At 70.1% G+C, this 15,843-nt stretch carries 13 protein-coding genes; 12 read left to right on the top strand and 1 reads right to left on the bottom strand.

Annotated features, from left to right (window positions below; translation table 11 throughout):
* Nucleotides 1-195: 195 nt before the first annotated feature.
* Nucleotides 196-819: a beta-class carbonic anhydrase gene (locus tag ACIBCK_RS01775; protein ID WP_399386107.1), complete on the bottom strand. Its 624-nt coding sequence runs from the start codon at nt 817-819 to the stop codon at nt 196-198.
* 360 nt (nt 820-1,179) lie between these two features.
* On the opposite strand from ACIBCK_RS01775, the gene rsmH reads away from it, so the two are divergent.
* The 12 genes from rsmH to pgeF all read left to right on the top strand — a co-directional run bounded on the left by rsmH (nt 1,180) and on the right by pgeF (nt 15,842).
* Nucleotides 1,180-2,136: a 16S rRNA (cytosine(1402)-N(4))-methyltransferase RsmH gene (gene rsmH / locus ACIBCK_RS01770; protein WP_399386106.1), complete on the top strand. Its 957-nt coding sequence runs from the start codon at nt 1,180-1,182 to the stop codon at nt 2,134-2,136.
* A 48-nt stretch (nt 2,137-2,184) separates the two neighbouring features.
* Nucleotides 2,185-2,760: a septum formation initiator family protein gene (locus ACIBCK_RS01765; RefSeq protein ID WP_399386105.1), complete on the top strand. Its 576-nt coding sequence runs from the start codon at nt 2,185-2,187 to the stop codon at nt 2,758-2,760.
* Between the two features lie 5 nt (nt 2,761-2,765).
* Complete coding sequence (locus tag ACIBCK_RS01760) at nt 2,766-4,721, top strand: peptidoglycan D,D-transpeptidase FtsI family protein (protein ID WP_399386104.1); 1,956 nt, start codon at nt 2,766-2,768, stop codon at nt 4,719-4,721.
* Between the two features lie 21 nt (nt 4,722-4,742).
* The gene (locus ACIBCK_RS01755; RefSeq protein WP_399386103.1) at nt 4,743-6,395 is read left to right on the top strand and encodes a UDP-N-acetylmuramoyl-L-alanyl-D-glutamate--2,6-diaminopimelate ligase; all 1,653 of its coding nucleotides are present in this window, start codon (nt 4,743-4,745) and stop codon (nt 6,393-6,395) included.
* 4 nt (nt 6,396-6,399) lie between these two features.
* Nucleotides 6,400-7,812, top strand: coding sequence for a UDP-N-acetylmuramoyl-tripeptide--D-alanyl-D-alanine ligase (gene murF / locus ACIBCK_RS01750; protein WP_399386102.1), 1,413 nt, complete (start codon nt 6,400-6,402; stop codon nt 7,810-7,812).
* On the top strand, nt 7,809-8,879 hold the full coding sequence (gene mraY / locus ACIBCK_RS01745; protein ID WP_160504534.1) for a phospho-N-acetylmuramoyl-pentapeptide-transferase: 1,071 nt from the start codon (nt 7,809-7,811) through the stop codon (nt 8,877-8,879). The genes murF and mraY overlap by 4 nt, the downstream gene beginning before the upstream one ends.
* Nucleotides 8,861-10,285 carry a UDP-N-acetylmuramoyl-L-alanine--D-glutamate ligase gene (gene murD, locus ACIBCK_RS01740; protein WP_399386101.1) on the top strand — a complete coding sequence of 475 codons (1,425 nt, stop codon included), beginning with the start codon at nt 8,861-8,863 and terminating at the stop codon, nt 10,283-10,285. Before mraY ends, murD begins: the two co-directional genes overlap by 19 nt.
* A gap of 81 nt (nt 10,286-10,366) precedes the next feature.
* Nucleotides 10,367-11,689 (top strand): putative lipid II flippase FtsW, encoded by a 1,323-nt coding sequence (gene ftsW, locus ACIBCK_RS01735; protein ID WP_399386100.1) that lies wholly within the window; start codon nt 10,367-10,369, stop codon nt 11,687-11,689.
* 6 nt (nt 11,690-11,695) lie between these two features.
* Nucleotides 11,696-12,790, top strand: a complete 1,095-nt coding sequence (murG, locus tag ACIBCK_RS01730) for an undecaprenyldiphospho-muramoylpentapeptide beta-N-acetylglucosaminyltransferase (protein WP_399386099.1) — start codon at nt 11,696-11,698, stop codon at nt 12,788-12,790.
* Between the two features lie 34 nt (nt 12,791-12,824).
* Nucleotides 12,825-13,613: a cell division protein FtsQ/DivIB gene (locus ACIBCK_RS01725; RefSeq protein WP_399386098.1), complete on the top strand. Its 789-nt coding sequence runs from the start codon at nt 12,825-12,827 to the stop codon at nt 13,611-13,613.
* A gap of 274 nt (nt 13,614-13,887) precedes the next feature.
* Nucleotides 13,888-15,114 (top strand): cell division protein FtsZ, encoded by a 1,227-nt coding sequence (gene ftsZ / locus ACIBCK_RS01720; RefSeq protein ID WP_399386097.1) that lies wholly within the window; start codon nt 13,888-13,890, stop codon nt 15,112-15,114.
* A complete protein-coding gene (pgeF, locus tag ACIBCK_RS01715) occupies nt 15,111-15,842 on the top strand; it encodes a peptidoglycan editing factor PgeF (RefSeq protein WP_399386096.1) in 732 nt (243 codons plus the stop codon). Before ftsZ ends, pgeF begins: the two co-directional genes overlap by 4 nt.
* Nucleotide 15,843: the final 1 nt, after the last annotated feature.

Genomic DNA, 15,843 nt, shown 5'->3' with positions numbered 1-15,843 from the left:
ACGCGTTTGTGTGCGGCCCGGCCCACCCCGAATCACGGACACCACGCGTGAATGGTTCAGCGTGATGCCCCACTGCGCATTCTTGTTGGGCATACCGGGTTGTGTCACTCGCCCGTGGATAACTGGCGGCGATATGTCGGGTCTTACGGCCTTTTGGCAGCCGAGTCGGTCCGGAAAGGGCCGGTCCGGACTCCGTCACGCAGGGTCGATCTCCCGCAGCAGACCTGTGGTCACATCGAAGACGAATCCCCGCACATCGTCGGTGTGCAGCAGGAACGGCGAGGTCCGCACCCGCTGCATCGACTGCCGTACGTCCTGATCGACGTCGCGGAAGGACTCCACCGCCCAGGCGGGCCGCTGGCCGACCTCGAGCTCCAGCTCGTGCCGGAACTCCTCGGTGAGGCTCTCCAGACCGCAGCTGGTGTGGTGGATCAGTACGACGCTGCGGGTGCCGAGGGCGCGCTGGCTGATCGTCAGGGAACGCATGACGTCGTCGGTGACCACGCCGCCCGCGTTGCGGATGGTGTGACAGTCGCCCAGTTCGAGGCCGAGCGCGGCGTGCAGGTCGATACGGGCGTCCATGCAGGCGACCACGGCCACATTGAGGACGGGGCGTGCGTCCATGCCCGGATCGGTGAAGGCCTTCGCGTACCGCTTGTTCGCCTCGACGAGGCGATCGGTGACGGTGCCGGCGGCGGTTATCCCACCGTTCGGCTCTGCGGGGGAGTGGCCCGTGGAGGATGCGGAAGTCGACATGGCTATGACGTTAGTCGTCACTGATCGCTCGGGCCCGCTGTGAGAAGGGACAAAGAACGTCAACGAGTCTTGTTGTGAGCTAACCCACAGGGGTGGAGCGCATGCCCCCGAACGGGTGACGGGGCGCTGTCCGAGGCTCGCCGATGACCCGTCCGCGACGCGCAGGCCAGTTGATTGACCGGGCGACGGGGTGGACTAAAGTGACGCGAAGTGGGAGGGCCGTGACCTGCTCCCCGCTGGAATGTTCACCCCGGGGATTGACCTGAATCCCCCCGCGTGCGCGGCGCGTACGTACGGCTCGGCCTCCTCCCGCTCCCGGTCGGCTGACGCCACTTCCCCGGCGCCAGCAGGTCATTCCCCTTCTGGAGCGGGCGGGGACCCGGCCGTGCGCACGTCTCGCCGCGCCGGATCTGAGAGGGCCCCTTGAGCCAGACCCGACACGTCCCGGTGATGCTCCAGCGATGCCTGGACCTGTTGGCCCCCGCGCTCGCCCAGCCGGGCGCGGTCGTCGTCGACTGCACCCTTGGACTCGGCGGCCACAGCGAGGCGCTCCTGTCGACCTTCCCGTCGGCCCGCCTCATCGGCCTCGACCGCGACAAGGAAGCGCTGCGGCTCTCCGGGGAGCGGCTCGCCCCCTTCGGCGACCGGGCCGAACTCGTCCACGCGGTCTACGACGAACTGCCCGACGTGCTCGACCGGCTCGGCATCGCGAAGGTTCAGGGCGTCCTCTTCGACCTCGGCGTCTCCTCGATGCAACTCGACGAGGCGGACCGCGGCTTCGCCTACGCGCAGGACGCGCCCCTGGACATGCGCATGGACCAGACGACCGGCATGAGCGCCGCCGAGGTCCTCAACACGTACGCACCGGGCGAACTGGTGCGGATCCTGCGCCAGTACGGCGAGGAGAAGCAGGCCAAGCGGATCGTGAGCGCCGTGGTCCGTGAGCGCGAGAAGGAGCCGTTCAGCAACAGCGCGCGGCTCGTCGAGCTGATCCGTGACTCCCTGCCGCAGGCCGCCAAGCGCACCGGCGGCAACCCCGCCAAGCGCACCTTCCAGGCCCTGCGCATCGAGGTCAACGGCGAGCTGAGCGTCCTGGAGGCGGCCATCCCGGCCGCCGTGAAGGCCCTCGCCGTGGACGGCCGCATCGCCGTCCTGTCGTACCACTCGCTGGAGGACCGGCTGGTCAAGCAGGTGTTCGCGGCCGGCGCCGCGACGACCGCGCCCGCCGGCCTGCCCGTCGTCCCCGAGCGCTACCAGCCCCGGCTCAAGCTGCTCACGCGCGGCGCCGAACTCCCCACCGAGGAAGAGATCGCCGAGAACCGCCGGGCGGCCCCGGCACGGCTGCGGGGTGCGCAGCGCATCCGCGAGGAGACTCCGTGAAGCGTGCCCGCCGGGAGGACCCGTGAACGGCGTCCCTGAGGAGGCCCCATGAGCAAGAAGCCCGAGCTGCGGGGGAGGGCCGCCCGGCTCGCGCGGCTGCTGCCTTCGGGGCAGAACCAGGCCGCGCGCACGCCGTTCGTGCTGCTCGTCGTGGTGTTGCTCGGCGGCGGTCTGATCGCCCTGCTCATCCTGAACTCCTCGCTCAACGAAGGCTCGTTCCAGCTGAGCGAGCTCAAGAAGCAGACGACGGAGCTCACCGACCAGGAGCAGGAGCTCCAGCGGGACGTGGATGCCTACGCCGCCCCCGACGCCCTCCAGCGCCGCGCCCGTGAACTCGGCATGGTGCCGGGCGGCGACCCGGCCTTCCTGAACCCGGACGGCACCGTGCGCGGCGTTCCCGGCGCCGCCGAGCAGTCCGCCCTTGAGCCCGACCCGCGCCCCCAGGAGGTGGCCTCCCCGGCGCCCTCCGTCTCGATCCCGGCGCTGCTGCCACCCACGGAGCCCGTGGAGCCCGCAGAACCCGCACTGCCCCAGGCATCCCCGGCGCCCTCCGCCACGGCCTCGGAAGCCCCGCCCACGCCCGACCTCCCCGCGACGCCCGGCCCCACGACCTCCGGCAGGTGACGTAAGTGACGGACCGCCAACCCCCGCGACGCAGGGTCCCGGGTCCCGCGCGGCCCTCGCGCCCCGCCCGCCCCGGCGAACAGCGCCGCCCCGGCGGGCCTCGCCCCGCCCCCCGCCGGCCACGCCCCGCCACCAAGGCCCGCACGATCCGGCTCGGCAGCCCGCGGCCCCGGCTTCGCATGGTGAGCCTCGGCCTGACCCTGGTGATGCTCGCCTTTGTCGTACGCCTGCTCCAGGTGCAGGCGGTCGACGCGAGCGTGTACACCTCCAAGGCCGAGAAGAACCGCTACTTCAGCCATGTCCTGACCGCCGAGCGCGGCGGCATCACCGACCGCCGCGGCGTCGAACTGGCCGCCAGCGTGGACGCGTACGACATCACGGCCGACCCCACGATGTTCACCGCGAAGGAGATGGGCATCAAGGACGCGCCCGAGCAGGCCGCGGCCCTCCTCGCCCCGATCCTCGACAAGGACGTCGACCGGCTCACCGAGCAGCTGAAGACCCCCAAGACGCGCTACGTCCTGCTCGCCCGCCGGCAGACCCCGCAGGTCTGGAAGCAGATCAAGGACCTGCGCGGCGCGCTCGACGAGAAGGCACGCACCGACAAGAAGAGCGCCAACGTCCTGGCGGGAGTCTTCCAGGACCCCAGCAGCAAGCGCGTGTACCCGAACGACGACCTGGCCGCCGGGATACTGGGCTGGGTCAACGCCGAGGGCAAGGGCGCGGGCGGCCTCGAGCAGCAGCTCAACAAGGAACTCGCGGGCAAGGACGGCAAGATCAGGTACGCCCAGTCCGGCGGCCACCAGGTGCCGACCGCCGGCAGCACGGAGACGCCCGCCGTGCCCGGCTCCGACGTCGAGCTCACCATCGACCGCGACATCCAGTGGGCGGCGCAGAGCGCCATCACCCGGCAGGTGGAGAAGTCGCAGGCGGACCGCGGCTACGTGATAGTGCAGGACACCAGGACCGGCGAGATCCTCGCGATGGCCAACTCCCCGGGCTTCGACCCGAACGACCTCTCGCAGGCCGACGGGACGGCCCTGGGCAACGCCTCGCTCCAGGACGCCTTCGAGCCCGGTTCCACCGCCAAGGTCATGTCGATGGCCGCCGTCCTGGAGGAGAACGCGGCCACGCCCGCCACCCGCGTGACGGTCCCCAACCGGCTGCACCGCGGCGACCGGCTCTTCCAGGACGACATCGACCACCCGACCTGGCACCTCACGCTCAACGGCGTGCTCGCCAAGTCCTCCAACATCGGCACGATCCTGGCCACCGGCGAACTGGGCAAGACCCAGAAGGAGGCCAACCGGTCGCTCTACTCGTACCTGCGCAAGTTCGGCATCGGCAGGGAGACCGGGCTCGGCTTCCCCGGCGAGACGTCCGGCATCTTCGCGCCCGCCTACAAGTGGTCCACCTCGCAGCAGTACACGATCCCCTTCGGCCAGGGCTTCTCGATCAACGCGATGCAGGCGACCTCCGTCTACTCGACCATCGCCAACGACGGCGTACGCGTCGAGCCCTCACTGGTGCGCGGCACCAAGGGGCCCGACGGCCGCTTCACGCCCGCGTCGAAGCCCAAGAAGACCCGTGTGGTGAGCGCGAAGACCGCCAAGACGGTGTCGCACATGCTCGAATCGGTCGTCGACGACGAAGAGGGCACGGGAACCAAGGCCCGCATCCCCGGCTACCGGGTCGCGGGCAAGACGGGTACGGCCAACCGGGTCGATCCCGAGACCGGCAGGTACAAGGGCTACACCTCGTCGTTCGCCGGTTTCGCGCCCGCCGACAAGCCGCGCGTCACCGTCTACTGCGCGATCCAGAACGCCACCAAGGGCAGCTACTTCGGCGGCCAGATCTGCGGTCCCATCTACAAGGAAGTCATGCAGTTCGCCCTCAAGACGCTCCAGGTCCCGCCCACCGGCAAGGGCGCGGCCCGGCTCCCCGTCACCTTCGAACCCTGAGCCCCCTACCAGGACATTCCCGTGACAACGATCACTACGGGGCCGGGGAACCAGCCCTCGCCACACCGCCCGCTTGGCTCTGAGCCCGGTGCGCCCGGTACGCTCACCGCCGTGCCACACGCTGATCAGTCCCAAACCACCCAGAAGGGCGTTCCCGTGACATATCCGGGACCGCCGCGGCCGGTCCAGGTCTCCGCGACGCCGCTCGCCAGGATCGCCGATCAGCTGGGCGTCGCCGCCCCGGGCACGGGGGAGGTCAGCGGCATCACGCACGACTCCCGCGCGGTCCGCCCCGGCGACATCTACGCCGCCCTGCCCGGCGCCCGGCTGCACGGCGCCGACTTCGTCGCCCAGGCCGCCGACCTCGGCGCCGCCGCGATCCTCACAGATCCGACGGGCGCCGAACGCGCGGCCGTCACGGGCCTGCCGGTCCTGGTCGTCGACGACCCGCGCGGCTCCATGGGGGAGCTCGCGGCCACGGTGTACGGCCATCCGGGCCGCGATCTGCTGCAGATCGGCATCACCGGTACGTCCGGCAAGACCACCACGGCGTACCTCGTCGAGGGCGGCCTCAAGGGCATCAAGTCGACCGGCCTCATCGGCACGGTCGAGATGCGCATCGGCGAGGAGCGGATCAAGTCCGAACGCACGACCCCTGAAGCGACCGACCTGCAGGCGCTGTTCGCGGTGATGCGCGAGCGCGGCGTCGAGGCCGTCGCCATGGAGGTCTCGTCCCACGCCCTCGTGCTCGGCCGGGTGGACGGCTGCGTCTTCGACGTCGCCGTCTTCAACAACCTCAGCCCGGAGCACATGGAGTTCCACTCCGACATGGAGGACTACTTCCAGGCCAAGGCGCAGCTGTTCAGCAAACAGCGCTCCAAGGTCGGAGTGGTGAACTTCGACGACGAGTACGGGCGCCGGCTCATCACCGAGTCCGAGGTCCCGGTCACCACCTTCTCCGCCGAGGGCCACCCCGACGCCGACTGGCGCGCGGAGGACGTCGACGTCCGGCTCTTCGACTCCACGTTCGTCGCGGTCGGCCCCCAGGGGGAGCGGATCACCGCGAAGTCCCCGCTGGCCGGTCCTTTCAACGTCGCCAACACGCTCGCGGCGATCGTCTCGCTCGCCGTAGCCGGTATCGACCCGCAGCAGGCCGCCGACGGCGTCGCGGCGGTCCCCGGCGTCCCCGGCCGCCTGGAGCGCATCGACGAGGGCCAGCCCTACCTCGCGGTCGTCGACTACGCCCACAAGACGGACGCTGTCGAATCGGTCCTGCGCGCCCTGCGCAAGGTCACCGAGAACAAGCTGCACATCGTCCTCGGCTGCGGCGGCGACCGGGACAAGACCAAGCGGATGCCGATGGGCGCCGCGGCGGCCCGGCTCTCCGACACCGCCGTACTGACCTCCGACAACCCCCGTGGCGAGGACCCCCTCGCGATCCTCGCCACGATGCTCGCGGGCGCCGCCGACGTGCCGTCCCACGAACGCGGCGACGTCGCCGTCTTCGAGGACCGGGCAGCCGCCATCCGCGCGGCCGTCGCCCGTGCCGAGCCGGGCGACACGGTGCTCGTCGCGGGCAAGGGCCACGAGCAGGGACAGGACATCGCCGGGGTGGTGCGTCCCTTCGACGACCGCCAGGTACTTCGCGAAGCAATCCAGCAAACCCAGGGATGAATCTGTGATCGCCCTCTCCCTCGCCGAGATCGCCACTGTCGTCGGCGGGCAGACGCACGACATACCGGATCCGTCCGTCCAGGTCACCGGACCGGTCGTCAGGGACTCCCGTGAAGTGGAGCCAGGCAGCCTCTTCGTCGCCTTCGCCGGCGAGCGCGTCGACGGCCACGACTATGCGTCCGCCGTGGTCGAGGCGGGCGCCGCCGCGGTCCTCGCCTCGCGCCCCGTCGGCGTGCCCGCCATCGTCGTCGACGACGTACAGGCGGCGCTCGGCGCCCTCGCGCGGCACGTCGTGGAGCGGCTCGGCGCGACGCTCGTGGCGCTCACCGGCTCCGTCGGCAAGACGAGCTCCAAGGACCTGCTCGCCCAGGTCCTGCGGAGCAAGGCGCCCACGGTCTTCACGCCCGGCTCGCTCAACAACGAGATCGGCCTGCCGCTCACCGCCCTCAGCGCCACCGACGAGACGCGGTTCCTCGTCCTGGAGATGGGCGCGCGCGGCATCGGCCACATCCGCTACCTCACCGGCCTCACCCCGCCGAGGATCGGCCTCGTGCTCAACGTCGGCACCGCCCACATCGGCGAGTTCGGCGGACGCGAGCAGATCGCAGTGGCGAAGGGTGAACTCGTCGAGAGCCTGCCCGCCGACGGCACCGCCGTCCTCAACGCCGACGACCCCCTCGTCCGCGCCATGGCTTCGCGCACGAAGGCGCGCGTCCTGCTCTTCGGAGAGGCCGCCGACGCCGACGTACGTGCCGAGAATGTCCGGCTCACAGACGTCGGACAGCCTGCCTTTACGCTGCACACACCCTCCGGGTGCAGCGACGTGACCTTGCGGCTGTACGGTGAGCACCACGTGTCGAACGCGCTTGCCGCGGCCGCCGTCGCCCATGAGCTGGGCATGTCCGCAGACGAGATCGCCCGCGCGCTCTCCGAGGCGGGCACGCTGTCCCGCTGGCGGATGGAGGTCACCGAGCGCCCGGACGGCGTGACGGTCGTCAACGACGCCTACAACGCGAACCCCGAGTCCATGCGAGCCGCCCTGCGCGCGCTCGCGGCCATGGCCAAGGGACGTCGTACGTGGGCGGTGCTCGGTCACATGGCCGAGCTCGGTGACGAGGGGCTCGCCGAACACGACGCGGTCGGACGGCTCGCTGTCCGGCTGAACGTGAGCAAGCTCGTGGCAGTCGGGGGCAGGGAAGCGTCCTGGCTCCAACTGGGCGCATACAACGAGGGTTCGTGGGGTGAGGAGTCGGTGCACGTGTCCGACGCACAGGCGGCGATCGACCTGCTGCGCAGCGAGCTGCGCCCGGGAGACGTCGTGCTGGTGAAGGCTTCCAGATCGGTCGGTCTCGAGCGGGTCGCCACGGCGCTGCTCGATGACTCCGCGTCGTCCGAGGGGCAGGTCGCCGGCCGATGAGGCAGATCCTCTTCGCGGGTGTGATCGGGCTCTTCCTGACCCTGGTCGGAACCCCGCTCCTTATCAAGTTCCTTGCCCGCAAGGGCTATGGGCAGTTCATCCGGGACGACGGCCCGCGCGAGCACCACAGCAAGCGCGGTACGCCGACCATGGGTGGCATCGCCTTCATCCTCGCCACGCTCATCGCGTACTTCCTCACGAAGATCATCACGGGCACGGAGACCACGCTCTCCGGCCTCCTCGTGCTCTTCCTGATGGCGGGCATGGGCCTCGTCGGCTTCCTCGACGACTACATCAAGATCGTCAAGCAGCGCTCGCTCGGTCTGCGCGCCAAGGCGAAGATGGCCGGACAGCTGATCGTCGGCATCGGCTTCGCCGTGCTCGCGCTGAACTGGCCCGACAACCGCAACCAGACCCCGGCCTCCACCAAGCTGTCGTTCGTCACGGACTTCGGCTGGTCGATCGGCCCGGTGCTCTTCGTGGTCTGGGCGCTGTTCATGATCCTCGCGATGTCGAACGGCGTGAACCTCACCGACGGCCTCGACGGCCTCGCCACCGGCGCATCGGTGATGGTCTTCGGCGCGTACACCTTCATCGGTGTCTGGCAGTACCAGGAGTCCTGCGCCAACGCGGTCACGCTGACCAACCCACAGGCGTGTTTCGAGGTCAGAGACCCACTCGACCTCGCGGTGGTGGCCTCCGCGCTGATGGGCGCCTGCTTCGGCTTCCTGTGGTGGAACACCTCGCCCGCCAAGATCTTCATGGGTGACACCGGCTCGCTCGCCCTCGGTGGCGCGCTCGCCGGACTCGCGATCTGCTCGCGCACCGAGATGCTCCTCGCCCTGCTCGGCGGCCTCTTCGTCCTGATCACGATGTCGGTCGTCATCCAGGTCGGCTCCTTCCGCATGACTGGCAAGCGCGTCTTCCGCATGGCGCCACTGCAGCACCACTTCGAACTCAAGGGGTGGTCCGAAGTCCTTGTGGTGGTCCGCTTCTGGATCATCCAGGGCATGTGCGTGATCGTCGGACTCGGCCTCTTCTACGCAGGATGGGCAGCCAAGAAGTGACCAGCTGGCAGGGGAAGAACGTCACCGTCGCCGGGCTCGGCGTCTCCGGTATCCCGGCGGCCCGCGTGCTGCACGGCCTGGGCGCGGCCGTCACGGTCGTCAACGACGGCGACGACGAGCGCTCCCGTACGCAGGCCGAGGAGCTGAGGTCGGAGGGCATCAGCGTCCGCCTCGGCGACGGGGCCACCCTGCCCGAAGGCACCGAACTCGTCGTCACCACACCCGGCTGGCAGCCGGACAAGCCGCTCTTCGCGGCAGCAGCCGCCGCCGGCGTCGAGGTGTGGGGCGACGTCGAACTGGCCTGGCGCCTGCGCGGCCCGGATGCCGCCCCCTGGCTCGCGGTCACCGGCACGAACGGCAAGACCACGACCGTGCGCATGCTCGCCTCGATCCTGGAGGCAGCCGGTCTGCGCACCGCCGCCGTCGGCAACATCGGGGTCTCACTCCTCGACGTCGTCACCGGCGACGAGCCGTACGACGTACTCGCCGTCGAGCTGTCCTCGTACCAGCTGCACTGGGCGCCCTCGCTGCGCGCCCACTCCGCGACCGTCCTGAACCTCGCGCCCGACCACCTGGACTGGCACGGCTCCATGGAGGCGTACGCCGCCGACAAGGGCCGGATCTACGAGGGCAATCAGGTCGCCTGCGTCTACAACGTCGCCGACAAGGCGACGGAGGACCTCGTCCGCGAGGCCGACGTCGAAGAGGGCTGCCGCGCCATCGGTTTCACGCTGAACGCGCCCGCGCCCTCGCAACTGGGCGTCGTGGACGGCATTCTGGTCGACCGTGCCTTCGTGCCGGACCGCCAGAAGCAGGCGCAGGAGCTCGCCGAGATCTCCGACGTGCAGCCGCCCGCGCCGCACAACATTGCCAACGCCCTGGCCGCGGCGGCTCTCGCACGCGCCTACGGCGTCCCGGCGACGGCCGTACGCGACGGTCTGCGCGCCTTCCGTCCCGACGCCCACCGCATCGAACACGTCGCCGACGTGGCCGAAGTGGCGTACGTCGACGACTCCAAGGCCACCAACACCCACGCCGCGGAAGCCTCGTTGGCCGCGTACGAATCGATCGTCTGGATCGCGGGCGGGCTCGCCAAGGGCGCCACCTTCGACGAGCTTGTCACCAAGTCGGCCAAGCGGCTGCGGGGTGTTGTCCTGATCGGCGCCGACCGCGCGCTGATCCGCGAAGCCCTGGCGCGACACGCCCCCGAGGTCCCGGTGGTCGACCTCGACCGGACCGACACTGGGGCGATGTCCGAGGCGGTACGGCAGGCGGCACGGCTCGCCGAGCCGGGGGACACCGTACTGATGGCTCCGGCCTGTGCGTCGATGGACATGTTCACCAACTACAACAAGCGTGGTGACGCGTTCGCGGACGCGGTCCGCGAACTCGGCGCGAGCGCCTGACGCGGACCCCGGTGGTCCGGGGGCGCCCGGCACCCTTAGGAGGGCACGTGGCAGCGTCGTGGTGGCCGGTCGGGGGCACTGATGGCCGGCAGTAGCGGGCGCGCGCCCACGCGCCTCGCCAAGAGGCCCGCACCGATCCGTTCCGCGGGCGCACCCCGCCCCCCGCGGGAGAACCCGGTACGGCGGTCCTACACCCGCGCCAAGCGGGCCTGGGACCGGCCGCTGACCGCGTACTACCTCATCTTCGGCAGCAGCCTGCTGATCACCGTGCTCGGCCTGGTGATGGTCTACTCCGCGTCGATGATCCAGGCGCTGCAGCTGGACCTGCCCGCCGCGTACTTCTTCCGCAAGCAGTTCGTCGCGGCCGTACTGGGCTCGATCCTGCTGCTCGTGGCCATGCGGATGCCCATCAAGCTGCACCGGGCGCTCGCCTATCCCATCCTCGCGGTGACCGTCTTCCTGATGGTGCTCGTGCAGATCCCGGGGATAGGGCGCAGCGTCAACGGCAACCAGAACTGGATCTATCTGGGCGGCCCGTTCCAGCTCCAGCCCAGTGAGTTCGCCAAGCTCGCCCTCGTCCTGTGGGGCGCCGACCTGCTGGCCCGCAAACACGACAAGCGCCTGCTCACCCAGTGGAAGCACATGCTGGTGCCGCTCGTCCCGGTCGCCTTCATGCTGCTCGGCCTGATCATGCTGGGCGGCGACATGGGCACGGCGATCATTCTCACGGCGATCCTTTTCGGCCTGCTCTGGCTCGCGGGGGCGCCCACGCGGCTCTTCGCGGGGGTGCTCTCGATCGCGGCCCTGCTCGGCGTGATCCTCATCAAGACCAGCCCCAACCGCATGGCGCGGCTCGCCTGCATCGGCGCCACGGACCCCGGCCCCGGCGACCAGTGCTGGCAGGCCGTGCACGGGATCTACGCCCTGGCCTCCGGCGGATTCTTCGGTTCCGGCCTCGGTGCGAGTGTGGAAAAATGGGGTCAACTGCCGGAACCGCACACCGACTTCATCTTCGCCATCACCGGGGAGGAACTCGGCCTTGCGGGGACACTGTCGGTGCTCGCCCTGTTCGCGGCTCTAGGCTATGCGGGTATCCGCGTGGCCGGACGCACGGAGGACCCCTTCGTGAGGTATGCCGCGGGAGGCGTGACCACCTGGATCACGGCGCAGGCCGTGATCAACGTCGGTGCGGTGCTCGGTCTGCTGCCGATCGCCGGTGTCCCGCTCCCGCTGTTCTCCTACGGGGGTTCGGCCCTGCTGCCGACCATGTTCGCCATCGGACTCCTCATCGCCTTCGCGCGGGAGGAACCGGCGGCAAAGGCGGCCCTGGCCATGCGGCAACCTCGGGTGAGATGGAACACGATGAGACGGCGCGTCAAGGCGCGTTCGTCCGGAGAGCGGTGAATTTCGGTGCATGTCGTACTCGCCGGTGGGGGGACCGCCGGCCACATCGAGCCCGCGCTCGCCCTCGCGGACGCCCTGCGGAGGCAGGACCCGACCGTGGGCATCACGGCCCTGGGCACGGAGCGCGGACTCGAAACGCGGCTGGTACCCGAGCGGGGCTACGAACTCGCGCTGATCCCGGCCGTACCGCTGCCGCGCAAGCCCACCCCTGAGCTGATCACCGTCCCGGGGCGGCTGCGCGGCACGATCAAGGCGGCCGAGCAGATCCTGGAGCGGACGAAGGCGGACTGCGTGGTCGGCTTCGGCGGCTATGTCGCGCTGCCGGGCTACCTCGCCGCCAAGCGGACCGGGACGCCGATCGTCGTGCACGAGGCCAACGCGCGCCCCGGCCTCGCCAACAAGATCGGTTCGCGGTATGCCGCCGGGGTGGCCGTCGCCACGCCCGACAGCAAGCTGCGCAACTCCCGCTACATCGGCATCCCGCTGCGCCACACCATCGCCACGCTCGACCGGGCCCGGGTCCGCCCGGAGGCGCGTGCCGCCTTCGGCCTCGACCCCAACCTGCCGACGCTGCTCGTCTCCGGCGGTTCACAGGGCGCACGGCGGCTCAACGAAGTCGTCCAGCAGGTGGCTCCGGTCCTCCAGCGCGCCGGGATCCAGATCCTGCACGCGGTCGGCCCGAAGAACGAAATGCCGTACGTCGAGAACATGCCCGGTATGCCGCCCTACATCCCGGTACCGTACGTGGACCGGATGGACCTCGCGTACGCCGCGGCGGACATGATGCTCTGCCGTGCGGGCGCGATGACCGTCGCCGAACTCTCCGCCGTCGGGCTTCCGGCCGCCTACGTACCGCTGCCCATCGGCAACGGCGAACAGCGGCTGAACGCCCAGCCGGTGGTCAAGGCGGGCGGTGGACTCCTCGTGGACGACGCCGAACTGACGCCCGAGTGGGTGCAGGGGAACGTACTCCCGGTGCTCGCCGATCCGCACCGGCTGTACGAGATGTCCCGCGCCGCATCGGAGTTCGGCCGCAGGGATGCCGATGACCTCCTCGTCGGCATGGTGTACGAGGCGATCGCCTCACGCCGCAACGCGTGAGACGGCACTAAAAGGCACACAGAAGGCAGGGACCGTGGCCGGACCGACCACCGCCGAACGGCAGAAGCTCGCCTCCGGCCCGCCCCGCCCCCCGCGCCGCCGCGCACTCAAGCCGCGGGCGCGCAACTTGATCCTCTCGCTGATCGCGCTCGTCCTGCTCGGCGCGGGCGGAGTCTGGCTGCTCTACGGCTCACCGTGGCTGCGCGTGGAGCGTGTGACGACTTCCGGGACGCGGATTCTGACACCCGAAGCGGTGCGCGAAGCAGCCGCGGCCCCGATCGGTGCGCCCCTGATTTCGGTCGACACCGGCGCTCTTGAGGACCGGCTGCGCAAGAAACTGCCGCGTATCGACTCGGTCGACGTCGTCCGTTCCTGGCCGCACGGAATCGGTCTGAATGTGACCGAACGCAAGCCGGTTCTCCTTATCGAAAAGGGCGGAAAGTTCGTCGAAGTGGACGCGAAGGGAGTGCGATTCGCCACGGTCGGACACGCGCAGAAGGGCGTTCCGCTCCTGGAATTGAGGCCGGATCAGGAGAACGCGGCGGCGAGTCTGCGCCGTTTCGACTCTCATCGACTGCGGCGCGAGGCGGTACAGGTCGCGGGCGCGCTGCCCGCCGCCGTGGCGCGCGATACACGGGCCGTCAAGGTCCGTTCGTACGACTCGATCTCGCTGGAGTTGAACGGCGGACGCACCGTAGCGTGGGGCAGCAGCGAGAGGGGTTCTACGAAGGCAAGCACACTCACCGCCCTGATGAAAGCCGCCCCCAAGGCACGGCACTTCGATGTGAGTGTCCCCACCGCCCCTGCATCGTCGGCGAGTTGACGCATATCGTCGCAGGCCAGCACCCTGGTTCGGCAGCGCTACGGCTGATCACATAGGGTGAAAAGAAAAACGGGAGGTTCGGCGTGTTCGTTGAACGTGCGCCACTTGTCGACTTAGTGTCCTGTTCGGAGAGTCCAAGGAACAGACACACTGGTAACCCTAAACTTCAACGTTAGGGTTCGGGTCGGCGTTCGGACCGTCCCATTCGGCATCAGTCGTCGCGGCGCTTGACCGCGAGGCGGCGACACGTAACTCGAGGCGAGAGGCCTTCGACGTGGCAGCACCGCAGAACTACCTCGCAGTCATCAAAGTCATCGGTGTCGGCGGCGGTGGTGTCAATGCCATCAACCGGATGATCGAGGTCGGTCTCAAGGGCGTCGAGTTCATCGCCATCAACACCGACGCGCAAGCCCTGTTGATGAGCGACGCCGACGTCAAGCTCGACGTCGGCCGTGAACTCACCCGCGGCCTCGGCGCCGGAGCCAACCCGGCAGTCGGCCGCAAGGCGGCGGAGGACCACCGCGAGGAGATCGAGGAGGTCCTCAAGGGGGCCGACATGGTCTTCGTCACCGCCGGCGAAGGCGGTGGCACCGGCACGGGCGGCGCACCTGTCGTCGCCAACATCGCCCGCTCCCTGGGCGCCCTGACCATCGGCGTCGTGACCCGGCCGTTCACCTTCGAGGGCCGTCGTCGCGCCAACCAGGCCGAGGACGGGATCGCGGAGCTGCGCGAAGAGGTCGACACCCTCATCGTCATCCCCAACGACCGGCTCCTGTCCATCTCGGACCGCCAGGTCAGCGTTCTGGACGCCTTCAAGTCGGCGGACCAGGTCCTGCTCTCCGGTGTCCAGGGCATCACCGACCTCATCACGACCCCGGGTCTGATCAACCTCGACTTCGCCGACGTCAAGTCGGTCATGTCCGAGGCCGGTTCGGCTCTCATGGGCATCGGCTCGGCGCGCGGCGACGACCGCGCGGTGGCCGCCGCGGAGATGGCGATCTCCTCGCCGCTCCTCGAGGCGTCCATCGACGGAGCGCGGGGCGTCCTGCTCTCCATCTCCGGCGGCTCCGACCTCGGGCTCTTCGAGATCAACGAAGCGGCCCAACTGGTCAGCGAGGCGGCCCACCCCGAGGCCAACATCATCTTCGGCGCCGTCATCGACGACGCCCTGGGCGACGAGGTCAGGGTCACCGTCATCGCGGCGGGCTTCGACGGCGGTCAGCCGCCGTCCAAGCGCGACACCGTCCTCGGCTCCGCCTCGCCGTCCAAGCAGCGTGACGAGCAGCCGTCGGCCACGAGCCGCCCCGCCGAGTCCCGTTCGCCGTACGGCGGCCTCGGCAGCGTCACGTCGCACGAGGAGAAGCCGGCCCCGGAGCCGGTCGAGGTGACTCCGGTCAACGAGACCCCGTCCGCGCCCGTGGCCCCGCCGCAGGTTCCGCCGGCCCGTCCGTACTCGGACAGCCAGGCCGAAGAGCTGGACGTGCCGGACTTCCTGAAGTGATAAGCCAGCACAGCACTGTGAGCGGCGCGCACTTCGCCTTCACCGACAGGTGGGGCGGGGTGAGCGCCGTTCCGTACGAAGAGCTCAACCTCGGCGGCGCGGTCGGCGACGACCCCGAGGCCGTGCGCACGAACCGTGCGCTGGCCGCCACGTCGCTCGGCATCACACCCGAGCGGGTCGTCTGGATGAACCAGGTCCACGGCCCCGACGTCGCCGTGGTCGACGGACCCTGGGCCGCCGAGACGGAGATCCCGGCGGTCGACGCCGTGGTGACCGCACGCCGTGGCCTCGCCCTGGCGGTCCTGACCGCGGACTGCACGCCCGTCCTGCTCGCCGACCCGGTCGCCAAGGTCGCGGCGGCGGCTCACGCGGGGCGGCCCGGCATGCTGGCGGGGGTCGTACCCGCCGCCGTCGAGGCGATGGTGAAGCTGGGCGCCGACCCGGCCCGCGTCGTCGCCCGCACCGGGCCCGCCGTCTGCGGCCGCTGCTACGAGGTTCCGGAGGCCATGCGCGCGGACGCCGCCGCGATCGAGCCCGCGGCGTACGCCGAGACGAGCTGGGGTACGCCGGCGGTCGACGTGACCGCGGGGGTGCACGCCCAGCTGGAGCGGCTCGGGGTGCACGACCGCGAGCAGTCGCCGGTGTGCACCCGGGAATCCGGTGACCACTTCTCGTACCGCCGCGACCGGACCACCGGTCGTCTGGCGGGCTATGTCTGGCTGGACTGAT

The organism is Streptomyces sp. NPDC051218, assembly GCF_044455475.1.
Lineage (GTDB): Bacteria > Actinomycetota > Actinomycetes > Streptomycetales > Streptomycetaceae > Streptomyces.
The sequence above is the reverse complement of the archived record's forward strand: the minus strand, read 5'-3'. Positions and strand labels throughout refer to the sequence as shown.